Here is a 16988-nt window from a genome sequence, read left to right as displayed (position 1 = left end):
ATAGGTTTATGCGCATTATTGTCCGCTCAAAAGAAACAAATTTGTGGCTACCCATACCATTGTTTCTAGCAAATACTGCAGTTCTTTTGTTGCCAGAATCGGTTATTGAAGAGATTAAAAAATCACTTCCAGAGCCATATCAGGAAGTCATTAACAAAAAATTTCTACAGGAACTCGTTCGAGAATGTCAGTCTGTTCTTAAGCAGTACAAGGGACTTGAGATTGTTCATGTGGAAACTCAGGATGGCACTTTTGTATCCATTCGCTTATAAAGTAGTGTTTATTTTGTATATTACTATTATTTAGAGAACTTACATTTACTGAGAATACTTATATTTATTGACTTAAAAATGACGAAAACATGTCCGTTTTTTACAATATTTTTTTCTAGTACTAATGTTATAATCTATTTACTAATGTTGATGGAGGTAACTTATGAAATATGCAGGTTGTTTATTTGCAGTAAAAGATATTCAAATTGCTCGTAAATTCTATGAAGAATTATTTGATTTAAAAGTTATTGTTGACTATGGAAAAAACATTGTATTTGAGGGTGGATTGTCATTGCAACAAGATTTTGATTGGTTGACAGGAATCTCGAAAGAAGATATGAAAGACAAAGAGAATAATTGTGAAATATTCTTTGAAGCAGAGTCTTTTGAAGAGTTTCTATCAAAACTAAATGCAAGAAATGATGTTACCTTACTTCGTGATGTAGAAGAAGCACCATGGGGGCAAAAGGTAGTTCGAATTTATGACTTGGATAATCATTTAATTGAAATAGGTGAGTCTATGAAATCAGTAGTTAATAGATTCCAAGAACAAGGTATGAATCTTACTGAAATAGCTACAAGAATGGATATAACTATTGATGATGTTAATCAAATTTTACAAGGCTAAATTATGGCTGATTAAGTAAATCTCAATATCAAATTAAGTAAGTTTGAATATCAAACTAAGTAATTCTAAATATCAAAATATAAAACAGTAAATTCTCATGATTTGCTGTTTTTTATATGCATAATTAAAGAAATGATATGATAATCATTAAAAATACCTAAACTAGGAAAAAAGAAGGCTGCCAAATAATGCTTTATAATTGTTTATATTACAGTCAATTTTATTTTTAAGTAACGATTATATACAATCTAATATTAATTATAATACTTAATAAAATAATCTATGAATAGTAAAACAGAGCTTATTTGGACACTATATTTAGTAGTATATTAAAATAAGCTCTTTATAGTACATATTATAAATATTTAGTTCTCATAAGTCTGAACTATTAGACCTATAATTCTCACGAGTTTAACTATAAGACCTACAAATAGAAGTTTAATCACGCTGAAATAACTGAATAACTCCCTCTAAATGGTTATACATTGATGTATAACCCAAATTAGCATCTTTACTATCAAAAGCCATCATTATCTCATTGTGATGACTAATCATATCTTGTAGTGAATTTCTATATTTAAAGCCAAAGTGTTGATTAGAAGACACAGTTTTAGGTATTAATTCATAATACTTTATAAAAATTGGATTATGAGAAGCTAAAATTATTTCTTTGTGAAATTGCAGGTCAGCGTCATAACATTCTTCTATTAAGCCTTGTGAAACTTTGTCTAGTTCTTCTACAGATTTCAAGTAAGCATATCTTATTCTCTGAAGTTCTTCAGAAGTAGCATTTAAAATGGCTAACTTAGTAGCTTCACTTTCTATAAGTTGTCTTGCTCTTAAAGATTCAACGTAAAATTCTTGTATATTATGATTTTTATAAACTTCATTATCAGAAAAAAGGTCAACTTTTTTAAATCCTTCAACTATGGGGCTTGAATAGGGAATAGACCTAAGTATTCCTTCTTTACAAAGTTTGTCTATAGCATTCCTTACAGGAATTCTACTTATATTAAATAGTTCAGCAATCTTTCTTTCACTTGGCAATTTACTATTAATTTTAAAATTTCCATTTAGAATATTTACTTTAATATAATCAATAATTTGTTCAGTGGCACTTAAATTTGTCATAAAAACTCCTAAACATATAATTTTTTATGAGTGTATTATATCACAATTAAGAGGTAAATTTAATTTTTTATAGTATGTATAAGATAATATGGAAGCAATTATAGCAATAAAAGCTAAAGTAAAATAACCATATTGTATTGAAATATAATCTGATATTTTACCCACTAGCATTGGAAATATAGACATTCCTATAGCATAAACTGCTTGAAAAAATCCCATTGCAGTAGATTTTTGATATTTTGGTATATTTTTCATAGACTCACTAGTAAGGTAAGAAAGAAGTATACCTGTAGATATTCCTGGTAACGATTGTAGCATAAATATTATATTAATACTTTTTACTGTTGGAACTAGAAAGCAATAAACTGAAATCAAAAAAAACACTGAGGGAATCCAAAATTTTGGTCCATGCTTTGTACAAAATTTAGTAGAAGCAAATCCAGAAGATACAACAGCACATACCATGTAAAATATAGAAGATAAGCCTATAATGGTAGAGCTAGAGCCTAGTTCTTTAAGAATTTGAGTAGTAAATGACATTGTTGTAGACATTTGGATTCCTTGTTGAATCAATGCCATAAAAGAAAAAAATACAAGTCTTTTGTCTTTGCATATAGATAAATAATTTTTAAATGGGATTTTTTCGGTTATTTTTCCTGAGTGATGATTTTTTACATTTAAGGCTAGAAGTGTACCAATGATTGAAGATATTACACTCATAATACACAAATTTACCATTCCTAATTTTTCATAAAATAAGGTACTCATGACAAATCCAATTAACATTCCTAGGTTGTTTACCAAAATTATTGTACTTGTAGCTTTTTGTTGATGTTCTATGGAAAAAAAATCAGTGTAGTGAACCATGTAAGAAATCCAAGTTGATGATGCTATTCCAGATAAGATATTAGCTATAAGAAATCCTTCTCCTCCAGGAGAAATAACTCTTATAAGAGATGCCAAACCAGCAAATAAAATTCCACATAGTATAAATATTTTATGTTTGTTTATAGAATCTGCAAAAACCCCAATAGGAAGTCTTAGTAAGCATTGTGAGATTCCATATGAGCCTATTATTATACCAATCATGTTTGTAGATACGTGACATATACTTAAATATGGATTTTGAAAAGGTATGTATACGTATTGTGAAAACCAGAAAAATACAACAATAGAGAGTAAAAGTAATTTTTGATTAAATATTTTTTTCATATTATCCTCCGAATGGTATGTTTATAATGGAAATAATATACCATTTTGTTTAGTAAATCAAGTATTTTAAAATTTTAAAAATAAATTTCGATATAACAATAAGAATTATTTGTTGAAAAATTATATTTTATAGTTGAATTAAGAAAACGCTTATGTTACTATAAAGTTAACAAATTTGAATATTACAGTAGACGTGTTACTGGTGATGCAGGCAAGATCGAATCAATTTTTATAGGTTACCTATATAGTACTATGGGTATAATCTATTTATTTGGTTCGATTTTTTTGTTTAATTGGCCATAAAAACAAAAAGCCTATAATTAAAGATGGAGGATTTATATATGGATTATAAAAAAGTAGCTCAAGAAATTCTACAAAATGTAGGTGGAAAAGAGAATATAAATGAAGTTACTCACTGTATGACGAGACTTAGATTCAAAGTTAAAATTACCTCTAAGGTTAATAAGGATAAGTTAGCCAGAACTGAAGGAGTAATAACTGTTGTAGAGAGTATGGGTCAGATACAAGTTGTAATTGGTAATAAAGTAAAAAAAGTGTATGATGAGATTGTAAAAATGGTACCTCAATCAAGTGAAATAGATAATAAAAATGGAAATGAAGAAAAACAAGGTATCATGAACTCTATATTATCTGCTGTAGCTGGAATATTTACACCTACAATACCTGCTATAGCAGGGGTTGGTATGATTAAAGGTATTTTATCAGTTCTTGCTATGTACTATATGAATAAAAATGGTGTAGATATAAAAGAGACTCAAAGTTATATTATTCTAAATGCTATGGCTGATTCTATATTCTATTTTATGCCTATCATACTAGGATATACTGCGGCTAAAGTGTTTAATGCAAATAAAATAATATCTATGGTATTAGGGGCAACACTTTGTTATCCAGCCTTTACAGCTTTGATGGCAGGGGAAGAAACAGTTAGATTTTTAGGATTAGCAGTAACAAAGGCCACATATACATCATCTGTTATTCCAATAATTATTGCTATATGGGCTCTTTCATATGTTGAAAAAATACTGGAAAAGTATATACCTGAAGTAATTAAAATAATAATGGTTCCAACTTTATCATTAGTTATAATCTTACCTGCAACATTGTTTTTATTTGGACCAATTGGGATATATATAGGAAATGTTATAAACTTTGTTTACAAGTATATTTATGAACTAAGCCCTGCATTGTGTGGAGCATTCATAGGTGGATTATGGTGCGTATTAGTTATATTTGGTGCACATAGAGCACTACTACCAATAGGTATAAGTGATGTTGCTCAAACTGGAAGACAGAATTTATTGGCTTTTGCAGGAGCCGCAAACTTCTCGCAAGCAGGAGCTGCTCTAGGGGTATTCTTTAAAACTAAAAATCAAGGATTAAAGACAATCTCTATGTCTGCAACTATAACGGCACTATTTGGTATAACTGAGCCTGCAATATATGGAGCTAATCTTAGGTTAAAAAAACCAATGGTATGTGCTGTAATATGTGGTGCAATTGGAGGTGGCATAATGGGAATGGGTGGCTCTTATGGTAACGCATTCGCAAACCAAGGTGTTTTAACTATACCTGTATATGCTGAAGCAGGAACGTTAGGTTTTTTAAGTTATCTAGGAGGTTGTGCTATAGCATTTTTTGGTTCAGCTATTTTAACTTATCTGGTTGGGTTTGAAGATTTAGAAGAATCTTCTAAAGGAAATAGCTCTACTATAAAAGTAGAAACAAAAGAGGGCATTGTTGATATAATTTCACCTGTGGAAGGAGATTGTATAGAATTATCAGAAGTAAAAGATGATGTATTTGCATCAAAAGCTATGGGAGAAGGTATAGCTGTATTACCTACAAAAGGCGTAATAATAGCTCCTACTGATTGTGAAGTAGCTTCTTTATTTCCAACACTACATGCAATAGGATTAAAGCTAGATAATGGAGCAGAAATGTTGATACATGTTGGAATTAATACAGTAGAGTTAAATGGAAAACACTTTGTAAAACATGTTAATCAAGGAGATTTAGTGAAAAAAGGTTCTAAACTGATAACCTTTGATATAGATGAAATAAAAAAAGCTGGATATGATGTAACTACACCAGTTATAGTAAATAATACATTTGATTTTGCACAGGTGATTTCTTGTAAATCCAGTCATGTATCTACAAATGATAAAATAATTTCATTAGTTAATAATTAAATTGATTAGAACTATAAAAATTGGCTTAGTGCAATAAAGCAACAAATAAAACGATTAAAACATTAATATAAAAGGAGTGACACTTATGAATACAGGATTTCCAAAAGATTTTTTATGGGGAGCATCATCTTCAGCATTTCAAGTGGAAGGAGCTTGGGATAAAGATAATAAAGGAAAAACAGTGGCTGATTACAATTCTTTTAAAAAGTCTCACTTGCAAGCAGACACTAAAGTAGCATCAGATTTTTATCATAATTATGAAGAAGATATTGAACTGATGAAAGAATTAGGAATGAAAACTTATCGTTTCTCAATTTCATGGGCAAGGCTAATTCCAGATGGGGAAGGAGAAATAAACCAAAAGGGAATAGATTTTTATAATAAAGTAATAGATAAATTAATAGAGTGTGACATTGAGCCATTTGTAACTTTATATCACTTTGACCTACCTTTTGCACTAGTGGAGAAGTATAATGGTTGGGAAGGTAGAGAGACTGTTTATGCCTTTGAAAGATTTGCCAAAGTATGCTTTGAGCATTTTGGAGATAGAGTGAAATATTGGCAACCTCATAATGAACAGAATTTAATAGTTAGAGTAGAAGAGAGAATTAATATATATAATGAAACAGACCCATGGAAGATAGATAAAATGCGTGCTCAAATGGATTATAATCTTTGTTTAGCTCATGCATTGGCAGTTAATGCATGCCATGAAATGGTAGAAGGAAGCAAGATTGGAGCAGCAGTATCATCATCTGTAACATATCCTCTTACATCTAAACCAGAAGATGTATATGCAGCAAGAATGAATGACAACTTTAAAGTGTACTACATGCTTGATATGCATTATTATGGAGAGTATCCAGGGTATTATATGAATTATCTTGAGAAAAGAAATATAGTCCCTCATATGGAAAATGAAGATAAAGAAGTACTTAAAAAAGCTAAAATGGATTTCATAGCTGTAAATTATTATAGAACAAACTGTGCAGAGGCCTTACCTGAGGATTCACAACATCCATTTGGACTAAGAGAAGGAACCGTTGACTTTAGTATGTATGGATTATTTAAGATGTCAATGAATCCTAATCTAAAGGCTTCAGAGTATGGAGCATCAATAGATTCATCAGGACTTAGAGTTGCATTGAATGAATATTGGCAAAGGTATCACTTACCTGTTATAATAACGGAGAATGGTCTTGGAGCTAAAGATGTCCTTGAAGATGGTAAAATTCATGATGACTATCGTATAGATTATTTAAATACTCATATAAATGCATGTAAATTAGCTATTGAAGATGGTGTAGAAATGATGGGATATTGTCTATGGTCATTTACAGACCTTTTAAGTTCTTCACAAGGTTTCAACAAACGTTATGGGCTTGTTTACATAAACAGAACAGACCATGAAACCTTAGATTTAAAAAGAATAAAGAAAGATAGTTTTTATTGGTATAAAGAAGTCATAAAGAGTAATGGAATAACAAAATAAATATAATATATTGAGGTTTTTAGTATGTACATTACAAAGGTATTAAATAATTCGTTGCTACTTGCAAAGGATGATAATGACGAAGAGATAATATTGATGGGAAAAGGAATTGGTCATAATTATAAGATTGGGTCTGAGTTAAATAAAGAAGATATAGAAAAAACTTTCGTTCTTCATGATGAAAATATAAAAAAGAGCATTGTACAACTTGCATCAGAAATAGATGCAGAATACTTTGGTATAGCTCAAATGATAATCTCATATGGAATAGAAAAGTATAATTTAAAACTTATGAACCATATATATTTGGCTTTAACTGACCACATCGCCTTTGCAGTGAGACGCTTTAAAGAAGGTATAATGATTGAGAATTACTATTTGTTTGAAATTAAAGAATTTAATCCAAAAGAATATGATATAGGAAAATATGCGATTACTGTTTTTAAGGAGGTTCTTGAGACCTACCAGAAGAGGAAATTGGTAATATAGCAGGCCATTTTATAAATGCACAACAAGACAATCCTTATAGTGATAGAAACAAGAGAAGTGCTAAAATTGTGAATGCCATTTTACAAATAGTTCATTATCACTTTTCTATTGTATATAATAAAGAATCATTTTATTATATGAGATTTGTAATGCATCTAAAGGCTTTTTCTCAAAGATTTCTGGCTAATGAACCATCAAAAGAAAAGATAGATTTTATATATAATCAAGTGCGTAAAAATTGTAAGGAAGAATATGAATGTGTAAAGAAAATAGGAGCCTATATACACAAGGAATACTCTAGAAAATTGCCTCGTCAGGAGGAATTATATTTAATGATTCATATTCATAAGATTCTAGGGGAGCTAGATGAAAACTGTTAAAATGTTTTAGTATATTAGTAACTTGATAATAAAAATAAGATTTAGTTAAATTTAAATAGTAGAATTATTTTAAGAGATAGCTATTAAACTATCTCTTAATTTTATGCAAAAAATGACTCTAAAAGTAGTAACCTAGAAAATATGTTTAATCCTAATGTTATTTATATATTAGAAGAACTACAAGATTAATATTGATTTTCTTTATGAATTTCAAGGATGAATACTAGTGATTTATAATAAGCAGTACTATTTCTTATTTGAGTTATTCATTATTTTCAATCCATTTGTATTTACTCAAAATAAGAGCACTGTGTGACAAGCATCATAATATTGGTTTTGTTATACTGTTAATATAAAGATGCAACTAAGAATAAAAACTACGAAACAGAGGCTAAGAAATAAAAATAAAGTAATGGAGGATATGAAATGGCTAGAATATCTAATATAACGATGGCTGAACAGCCTTCGTATTGCATTTTAGCAATACGAAAAACTATTGACTTTATGGTAGAATTTTCAGAGTTTTCACAGCAAAGTTTTCGAAAAATTTCCAACTATCTGGAAGAAAAGGGAATATTGTCTGCAGGAGCACCAATTGTATGCTTTCATAACATGGACTTAGAAAAATTAGATGTTGAAGTAGGTTTTCCTGTAGCTAATCATTCTGTATTTAATAATATGGATACAGAAAATGAAATTTTGCAAAAGATTGTTCCAACACAGAAAATAATAACTGCAATTGATTTAGGACCATATGAACTGCAAGACCCTACACTTGAAGAATTATTTTTGTGGGCTAAGGATAGTGGATATGAACTTCATGGAGATATCTATTATCAGTACTTGAATGATTTAAATCGTCCTGAAAGTGAGTATCTCACTAAAATGATGTTACCTATTCTATAAATAACAAAACAGAATAGAAATTCTGTGGATACATAGGTTTAGCTGTAATAAAAAACAAGTTAACTACCATTTTACTATGAATGGTAGTTAACTTGTTTTTTATATGGATTGTTTATGATATGACAGATTGAATTGTTACTTGATGAGTGACTAATAGACGTTTTTATTGAAAGTTACTACCTGTTATGTGATAATAAGGACTTGTTAGGGTAATTATTATAGTTGTGGTTTAATGATTGAGATATTATCATAATATTTGCAAAATGATATAATCGAGAAGAAACAAGACAGATAAATAAAGGAGTAAATAATATGAAGATATATGATGTATTAACACGTTTTTATATTAAGGATATAGAAAATGCAATTCCTTTTTATGAAAATCTTTTAAAAGATAAATGTTCTTTACGTTTTTCTTATAAAGAAGTGGGGTTAGAGTTGGCTCAAGTAGGAAATGTTTTGCTGTTATCTGGTTCTGATACTGCTCTTAAGCCATTTACAGAAACGAAAGCTACTTTTATGGTTGATTCTGTGGATGAATGGAGAAGTCATCTGCTACAAAGTGGAGCAGTAGTAATAAGAGATAAGAAAAAAGTTCCTACAGGATATAATATGACAGTAAAACATCCAGATGGCACAATTATAGAGTATGTTCAGCATACAAAATAAAATTAGCTCAAAATATGGGATTAACTCAAACACAGGATTAACTTTAAAATAGAGTTATTAATAAATAGCTTAGGGTAATATATTATATACTCAAAAGTTTAATTTGTTAATCTTAACTCTGATATATTATAAATTAGATTAATATGTATCAAAATAAAAAAAGTTATTTACATAAAAGGTGAACTTTGGATAGAGTTCACCTTTCTATTTTTTTTGACCTACAAAAAATAATATACTGAAATGTCACAACAGAAACCCATCCTATGCCAGTAGCAAATGCAATTGTCTTTAAACCAAATTGTTGAATAAACAAATAAGAAATAATAACACGAATTGATATATGTAAGACGGTTCCAATTACAGGGATATTTACTTTTCCACTTCCTCTATACCATCCAACAAATGCACTTCCTATAAAACATAAAACATAGAAAATAGCGATAGTTTTCATGTACTCTATGCCATTTACCATAATTCTATCAGTGGCATTATTCATCATAAATTTAATACTAGCCTTAGCAGAAAAATATAAAACTCTCTTACAAGAAGCTAAGTATATAACTAAGATTGATAGAAGTAAAATTATAAATATATCCTCTATAGGAAGTGTTAGCTCATACATACTTCCAGATGTATTTTCCTGTTTTATGAATACATATCCAGAGTATAATGTAAATTTTTATAACTATCATTCTTATGAAGCATATGATTATGTTTCCAAGGGGGAAGTTGATATAGCTCTTATTTCAGATGATATGTTTTTTAATGACATAGAAACAATACCAATATTTAAAGAAGCCATGTTACTGGTAACAAGTTATGGCTCAAAATACAATGGAGAATTGCATCCATCTGTTTTAGATGTTGCCGATGAAATAAGACTTCCATGGAATCCTGAATATGATTTGTGGCATAATTTTTGGTTTCGTTCAACTCTTCAACCTAAAGTATTTTTAGACCAAATGTCTCTTTTAGAGTATTTTATGAGACAAGAAAATGTATGGGCCATTGTGCCAGTATCAGTAGCATATCACCTTAAAGAAATATCTAATATCGAGATACATTACATAAAAGATGCTCCACCAGATAGGTTTATTTATTATTTAGTTAAAGAATCTAATAAACAGGAAATAATAGATAAATTTTTAGATTTATTAAACGAAAAACTATTGAAAATTAAAGGGTTGGAGTCTTTAATTAAATAATAGAAGATAGTAAATCTTAAAGTTAAAAGTTTATTTAGAGTTAAATAAATTAAGTGTATATTTAAAAATAAAGAAATATTTATATAAAGAAGAGTATTTCAAGAGAATATTAAGAATCTCAAATGAAATACTCTATTTTTCTTTTTCAATGATTATATTATATGAAAAAATGGATATTATTAAGTTAGAAATATGTAAGAAAATTGAAAAATAGGTTACAGGATGAGATAAACATATAAAAAATAATTTTCACATTATAAAAAATAGCAAGATTTATTAAATATGACTAAGAAGTAATTGATATAATGTCTCATGGATAAAAGGAGGAGAGCTGCAATGTTTTATAAAGTAAATAATGTTATAACTGCTATTGATTATATAGAGGAGCATTTATCAGAAAAGCTGGATTTAGATATAGTTGCTAATGCTGTTCATTATTCAAAATATCATCTACATAGAACTTTTACAACTTCTGTTGGGTTGACAATGCATGATTATATAAAACGAAGAAAACTCACAGAGGCAGCAAAACTATTAGTATTTTCTAAAAAAACAATTATTGAAATTGCATTGATAGCTGGCTATGAAAGTCAACAAGCATTTACTTCTGTATTTAAAGATATGTATAAAAAATCTCCAAATAAATATCGAAAAGAACAAGAATTTTATCCTTTGCAGCTAAGATTTGTTTTGAAAAAAGAAAATCTATTTTCAAAAGATATATCGGAATTAGAAAAAGATATTACACTTGCTAAAATATCTGATATACCATCATGGATGAGTTTAGTGAGATTAGTCATAGATGGATTCCCAAACTTACAGGAGGAAGAATATATCTCTCAATTAAAACAATATATTTTGGAAGAAAGAGCCTTGATATTAAAGTTTAATAACATTGCTATTGCAAATATGGTATTTAATAAAGAAACTGGGAGCATTGACTTTTTTGGAATACACCCTCAATATCGTAATTCAGATATTGCACAGGTGTTTCTAAAAAAGGTTATTGAGAATTTTTTGATAGATAAATCTATCTCAATCACAACTTTTAGAGAAGGAGATAAAGCTGATACAGGACATCGGAATATGATAAAGAAGTTAGGTTTTGCAGAAGCTGAATTATTGACTGAATTTGGGTATCCTACTCAAAAATTTATTCTGTCTTCTGAAAATGAAAAAGACACTGAATAGTACTAATAATCTATTGTATTAAAAAATAATTTTACATTTTTAGGTGTATTTATTTTGCTGTCCATGTTTCTCATAATTTTGATTATAAATATAAGAAAATGTATTTTTTATTTAAAAAGAAATATAAATTTTGAGGCTGAAATTTAAAGCAAAAACTAAATTTGAATCAAAGAGCAAGAATGATTAAAAAATATAAAATTCAATTCAGTATAATGATTTAAGATAATACTTAATTGGCAAGGAGGATTCAAATGTCTAAAAATCAGCAATTAGAAAGTTGTAATTCTATTACATCCAATCCTAAACATAATATATCTGGACAAGAGATGGAGTTAGCAACATCTTTTCCAGATGAGATTGCATACCTTATAGATATAAATAATAAGCTGGATAATGCTTTGGAGAATGCAGAAAATTCAGTTGATAAACTAGATAAAGATTACATGGATGCTAAATTATATATGGTAAAAAATCGTGGAGAGATAGACCCACATGAAATGTTCCAAAATGAACTGGCACTAAAGCAAATAGATAGTTATGGGGCTTTTATGGTAAAAGTTCGAGACAAGATTGCTAAAATGAAAGATTCGCCATATTTTGCTAGGATAGATTTTCAACTAAAAGATGAAGGTTATGATTCAAAGTATTATATTGGTCGATTTGCATTTGATTATGAAAATGAACTTCTAATACTAGATTGGCGTTCTCCAATGGCCAGTATGTTTTATGACTGTGAGATAGGACCAGCAGGGTATAATGCACCACTTGGATGGATAGATGGAGAAATAACACGTAAACGACAGTTTAAAATTAAAAATGGAACACTGGAGTATGTACTTGAAAGTTCTATGAATATACAAGATGATATTCTTCAAAAGGAACTTAGTAATACTTCAGATGAAAAGATGAAATCCATTATTTCAACAATACAAAAAGAGCAGAATCAAATTATTAGAAATGACAAGGCTGACACCCTCATTATTCAAGGAGTAGCTGGTTCTGGAAAAACATCTATAGCTTTACATAGAATTGCTTTTCTTCTTTATCGTTTTAAAGATAAGATATCAGCAAATAATGTAATTATTCTATCACCTAATAAAGTTTTTGGTGACTATATCTCTAATGTACTTCCTGAGCTAGGAGAAGAACCACTATGTGAATTAAGTTTTGAAGATATAGCAGAAGTTCAATTAGAAAGAATTATTAATTTTGAGGGAGAAAAAGATTCTCTGGAAGTAAATGATGCACAATGGGAAAAAAGAGTACGTTTCAAATCTACACTAGATTTTTTAAAGCTTATGGATAAATATATAAAGCAAATGCCAAATATGGTCTTTATTCCTAAAGATTACACTTTTGGAGGTTTTATAGCTAAAAGTGACTGGATACGAAAAAGATTTGATGCATACAATAAATATCCAGTTAAGCGAAGACTGGAGATGGTAGCAGAAGATATTCATTATAGATTTGAATCAGATAATATTATGGAAGATGACTTACCAAAAGTAAAAAATATACTGAAAAGTTTAAATAGAATGCTAACAATAAAAAATACTCTAGCACTATATAAGGACTTCTTCAAACAGATGAATATTCAAGATATGTTTGTAATGCCATCAAAGAATACTCTTGAGTGGGCAGATGTGTATCCATTTATATATCTTCATGCTGCATATGAGGGATTACAAGAAGACAAAGTGATAAGACACATTGTTATTGATGAAATGCAGGATTACACTCCTATTCAATATGCTGTAATAAACTTGCTTTTCAAATGTAAAAAAACTATTCTTGGAGATTTTGGACAACTAATCAACCCTAATCATTTACATACATTAGATGATATGGTACATATTTATGATGATGGAGAGCTAGTAATGTTAAACAAGAGTTATCGTTCTACTTTTGAGATTATTAATTTTGCCAAGAAAATTCAAAATATAACTTCGCTGGAGGCTATTGAAAGACATGGTGAGGAGCCTGTTGTGATTAAATGCAGTAACGAACCAGATGAGATAGATAAGATAAAAATGGAGATTGAGCAGTTTGAGGAAAGCAACAATGCTACCCTTGGTATTATACTAAAAACCAACAGCAAGGCTAAAGCAATATATGATGTTATTAAGCAAGAATATGATGTTAATTTAATATCTCCTGAAAGTTCTAGTTTTGTAAAAGGTGTATCAATTACTTCTATTAAGATGTCAAAGGGGCTAGAGTTTGATGAAGTTGTTATTCCTTCAGTAAATAATAAAACATATTACAATGATTACGACCGTAGTTTATTATATATTGCTTGTACACGGGCTATGCATAAACTTAAGCTTACATACACTGGAAATTTAACACAGTTGATAGAACTTAATTGAGATATATAGTTTACATTGTAAAGATTGATTTTTCTAACTTATTATGAGGTATAACATCTTGACACTCAATTACTTGAAAATCTGATTTCATGTGCTTTTCCGCTTGTACTCTTAATGGGGGAGCTTATTGACCTCATTGACAAATACAAAAACTTTGACACCATGACAACAACTATGCTTAATGAGTTTGTTGAAAAAATCCTTGTTGTGCATGAGCGTTACCGCAAGGGTAGCCAAGAAGGTAGTCCTCCGATCAGAGGATATGGCTGGCTAAGGGCGTATATGCCCTTACCAGAAGTTTATCAAGGCAAGAACCCGTGTCGCCATTATTTGAAAGAAACTGGGGTATCACTTACGATTCTCCAGTTTAATCAATTTATTTTATCGTGTTAATAAGTTTTTTCGTTGATATTATATCTGTTTGAATAATTTGTGCACTGTGCTTGACGTTGAAAATAATATATGCAGGCAAGTCTTGGGATTTCAAAATTTCTATTTGCTTTGAAGTACCTATATTGCTTTTTTCAAGATATTCTAATCGTTTTGTAAGAATATCAACTGATTCTTTTCTATCTAAGAATTTAATAAAAAAAATAGTAATCATAAAAGGAACAAGGTTATAATTAAAATTTTGAATAAATGATACAAGTGTACCTTTCAACTCAATATAATCTGTCATAGAAAGCAAATAAACGGTTTTGTTAGGTATATTTGCATTTTCTTTAGCCATATGAACTTCTTATAGTTCAGCAAACTTGCATTTCGATATGAAGCATTGTATCTTCTGAGTTACTTCCAAGACAAATTCATATGGATGTAAGCAATCATAGCTAAAATAACTTGGAGACCTAGAAGCACAATTGACTTTGCTTGTATTGGCTGGATAAGAAGGTCCATTGTGAATAGACCACCAATCGCATTGCACCACGCATGAAAACACACACAGATCATGACACTTCCAGTCAGCCTGTATAAGACTGCTAACATAAAAGACATCGCGATACACCAACACAAAAACGAGATGAAGTTCATGGAGGATTGGTTTGCGTTCTGTAGCAACCAGAGCGGAAGATGCCAAATGGCCCATATCACGCCTGTGAGAAGACATGCAGCAAAAAAAGGGAGTTTTTGCTCTAATGCTGGCTGCAAAAAACCGCGCCAGCCAAGCTCTTCCAATCCGCCACCTATAATCATGAATGGAAACATAAGTAGTATCGTATACCAAGGTTTTCCCAGATATCGATTGCAAAGGATATTGATCACAATCTGGCTGGCAAAGAAAATAGCAACAATCAGGGCGCGAGAGCTGGATATATGATTGGTTCTGACGATACGTTCACAAAGTTCTTTAATCCCGTGAATCTGTCCGCTTTTTTTAAGAAGAATCGTAACAGCATAAGCTGGAGCAAATCCAATTGAGAAACCAACTAGTAAGTAGTATACGACAGTTCCAATCGGTCCTGCAAACCATTCAAGCCGTTCGCCTATTATGACGATTGTTGTAGCACTCCATGCAATTAAAAATACAAGCAATAAGTATTGTAGTATTGGTTTTTTCTCATAATAATTCCACATCAGCATAACCTCCTCATTGTAAATAAACTATGGACTCATTCTTGTTGTCCTTATTTTCAGACAGACTGGTTACTGCTTCCCAACATGAAAAGGACAGATGTACACAGGCTGAACAGTAATCCATCCGTATTCAACTGAATATATTGCATAGCAGGGTAGCACCTTGTTAGAATCAAGTCCCTTTCGATTCCGCTGAGACATACTGTAATGAAAGAATATATTTCATCTAACGTCTGTTTAGGAGAGAAATAGCCTTTTTGTATTTGCTCTTCAATATATTGATATGCTTGCGTTTGTAAATAATCGCTATGGGATGCAACCTTCACATTTGCCCGAAACCTCTGATAATATTGCTGGTCGCTGGCAAGCGTAGAAAGCATTTCATTTAAAATCTTACCGTACCCAGTGATGCCAATCATAATCGCATCAAAATATAGCGAAAACAGCTGCTTTACAACATCTTCTGGAGAATGTCCTGAGTGCAGTATTTCATCAACTTTAGCAGACACGTCAATAATTGATGTGTCTCTGTTAATGAGGGCAAATAGGATATCCTCCAAATTAGTAAAATAACGATATACAAGCCCGTGACTAAAGCCTGTTTTCTCAATAATATCTTTCATTTTAACTGTATATACTGGCTTGGACATGCAAACATCAAATGCAGCATCCAGTATCTGATCCCGTTTTTCCTCCAAATACTGTTCATTTACTTTTGGCATTACATCAACCTCCCTTAAAATGACTTTATCGTCATTATTATATGATATACTATACTCTCTTTTCTATGTCATGTCAATGTTAAAATGACGAATGTGTCATTTTAATGTTGTGGATGTGGTCCAGTTAATCACAGGCAACATAGCTGTTAATAAAACTGCGGCTGGTATCAGGTAGAACGAAGTGGGAATAGGAACCGAAAACGATGTGAAGGCAGATGATTGTGTGGTAAAGTAAGTCGGAACATGAAGCTTAGCGCTAATTAAAGCAATGTATCCGCTACTATATCAAGGAGGAGGCACTTTAAACTACGCCAGCACTGGATAAAACGATTTTTCCCTTGTTGATTTCTGATAGGGGAAATACTGAGATTTTGTTAATCATTTTATTAATTCTATAGATTAAAGTGTCTTCTATAGAATTAACAAAATATCAGAAGTACTATTTGAGGTAATTAGAACTGTACAAGCCATAAATAAAATATATAATTATGTGTATTCTTATTCCATACTTTAATAGATATTTTTTAAAATAAA

16 protein-coding genes and 1 pseudogene are annotated in these 16988 nt (G+C 30.2%); 11 read left to right on the top strand and 6 right to left on the bottom strand.

The features are described 5' to 3' along the window. Positions 1-8: 8 nt before the first annotated feature. Both JJC01_18105 and JJC01_18100 read left to right on the top strand, forming a co-directional pair. Entirely contained in the window at positions 9-272 is a 264-nt protein-coding gene (locus JJC01_18105; GenBank protein ID UDN58049.1) for a hypothetical protein, read from the top strand. Positions 273-435: 163 nt separating this feature from the next. Next, a complete protein-coding gene (locus tag JJC01_18100) occupies positions 436-900 on the top strand; it encodes a glyoxalase (GenBank protein ID UDN58048.1) in 465 nt (154 codons plus the stop codon). Between the two features lie 438 nt (positions 901-1338). On the opposite strand, the gene JJC01_18095 is transcribed toward JJC01_18100, so the two are convergent. Together JJC01_18095 and JJC01_18090 are read right to left on the bottom strand one after the other, a co-directional pair. Beyond that, a complete protein-coding gene (locus JJC01_18095; protein UDN58047.1) occupies positions 1339-2031 on the bottom strand; it encodes a FadR family transcriptional regulator in 693 nt (230 codons plus the stop codon). Between the two features lie 24 nt (positions 2032-2055). Continuing rightward, positions 2056-3243, bottom strand: coding sequence for an MFS transporter (locus JJC01_18090; protein UDN58046.1), 1188 nt, complete (start codon positions 3241-3243; stop codon positions 2056-2058). A gap of 341 nt (positions 3244-3584) precedes the next feature. Between JJC01_18090 and JJC01_18085 the strand changes: the two genes are divergently transcribed. From JJC01_18085 to JJC01_18065, 5 genes and pseudogenes are all read left to right on the top strand, one after another. Then, the gene (locus tag JJC01_18085) at positions 3585-5456 is read left to right on the top strand and encodes a PTS glucose transporter subunit IIA (protein ID UDN58045.1); all 1872 of its coding nucleotides are present in this window, start codon (positions 3585-3587) and stop codon (positions 5454-5456) included. A gap of 85 nt (positions 5457-5541) precedes the next feature. Further along, positions 5542-6948, top strand: coding sequence for a glycoside hydrolase family 1 protein (locus JJC01_18080; GenBank protein UDN58044.1), 1407 nt, complete (start codon positions 5542-5544; stop codon positions 6946-6948). A 24-nt stretch (positions 6949-6972) separates the two neighbouring features. Further along, positions 6973-7817, top strand: a pseudogene (locus tag JJC01_18075) (PRD domain-containing protein). Positions 7818-8243: 426 nt separating this feature from the next. After that, a complete protein-coding gene (locus JJC01_18070) occupies positions 8244-8723 on the top strand; it encodes a GyrI-like domain-containing protein (GenBank protein UDN58043.1) in 480 nt (159 codons plus the stop codon). 312 nt (positions 8724-9035) lie between these two features. After that, positions 9036-9392 (top strand): VOC family protein, encoded by a 357-nt coding sequence (locus tag JJC01_18065; protein UDN58042.1) that lies wholly within the window; start codon positions 9036-9038, stop codon positions 9390-9392. 196 nt (positions 9393-9588) lie between these two features. Here the strand turns inward: JJC01_18065 and JJC01_18060 are convergent, their stop codons facing one another. After that, a complete protein-coding gene (locus tag JJC01_18060) occupies positions 9589-9843 on the bottom strand; it encodes a hypothetical protein (protein ID UDN58041.1) in 255 nt (84 codons plus the stop codon). On the opposite strand from JJC01_18060, the gene JJC01_18055 reads away from it, so the two are divergent. The 4 genes from JJC01_18055 to JJC01_18040 all read left to right on the top strand — a co-directional run bounded on the left by JJC01_18055 (position 9842) and on the right by JJC01_18040 (position 14550). Beyond that, positions 9842-10597 carry a LysR family transcriptional regulator substrate-binding protein gene (locus tag JJC01_18055; GenBank protein UDN58040.1) on the top strand — a complete coding sequence of 252 codons (756 nt, stop codon included), beginning with the start codon at positions 9842-9844 and terminating at the stop codon, positions 10595-10597. The genes JJC01_18060 and JJC01_18055 overlap by 2 nt on opposite strands. A gap of 336 nt (positions 10598-10933) precedes the next feature. Further along, positions 10934-11788, top strand: a complete 855-nt coding sequence (locus JJC01_18050) for a helix-turn-helix transcriptional regulator (GenBank protein ID UDN58039.1) — start codon at positions 10934-10936, stop codon at positions 11786-11788. Between the two features lie 251 nt (positions 11789-12039). After that, the gene (locus JJC01_18045; GenBank protein ID UDN58038.1) at positions 12040-14157 is read left to right on the top strand and encodes an AAA family ATPase; all 2118 of its coding nucleotides are present in this window, start codon (positions 12040-12042) and stop codon (positions 14155-14157) included. A 114-nt stretch (positions 14158-14271) separates the two neighbouring features. After that, complete coding sequence (locus JJC01_18040) at positions 14272-14550, top strand: DUF4368 domain-containing protein (protein UDN58037.1); 279 nt, start codon at positions 14272-14274, stop codon at positions 14548-14550. Here JJC01_18040 and JJC01_18035 read toward each other — a convergent pair. The 3 genes from JJC01_18035 to JJC01_18025 are packed head-to-tail and all read right to left on the bottom strand — an operon-like array spanning position 14534 to position 16454. Next, the gene (locus JJC01_18035) at positions 14534-14887 is read right to left on the bottom strand and encodes a hypothetical protein (GenBank protein ID UDN58036.1); all 354 of its coding nucleotides are present in this window, start codon (positions 14885-14887) and stop codon (positions 14534-14536) included. The genes JJC01_18040 and JJC01_18035 overlap by 17 nt on opposite strands. A 59-nt stretch (positions 14888-14946) precedes the next feature. Next, complete coding sequence (locus JJC01_18030) at positions 14947-15732, bottom strand: CPBP family intramembrane metalloprotease (GenBank protein ID UDN58035.1); 786 nt, start codon at positions 15730-15732, stop codon at positions 14947-14949. A gap of 56 nt (positions 15733-15788) precedes the next feature. Beyond that, the gene (locus JJC01_18025) at positions 15789-16454 is read right to left on the bottom strand and encodes a TetR/AcrR family transcriptional regulator (protein ID UDN58034.1); all 666 of its coding nucleotides are present in this window, start codon (positions 16452-16454) and stop codon (positions 15789-15791) included. Positions 16455-16988: the final 534 nt, after the last annotated feature.

Origin of the sequence: Clostridioides sp. ES-S-0010-02 (assembly GCA_020641055.1) — a bacterium.
Classification (GTDB): domain Bacteria; phylum Bacillota; class Clostridia; order Peptostreptococcales; family Peptostreptococcaceae; genus Clostridioides.
Note: the sequence above shows the minus strand (reverse complement) of the source record. Positions and strands in the feature narration are given on the sequence as shown.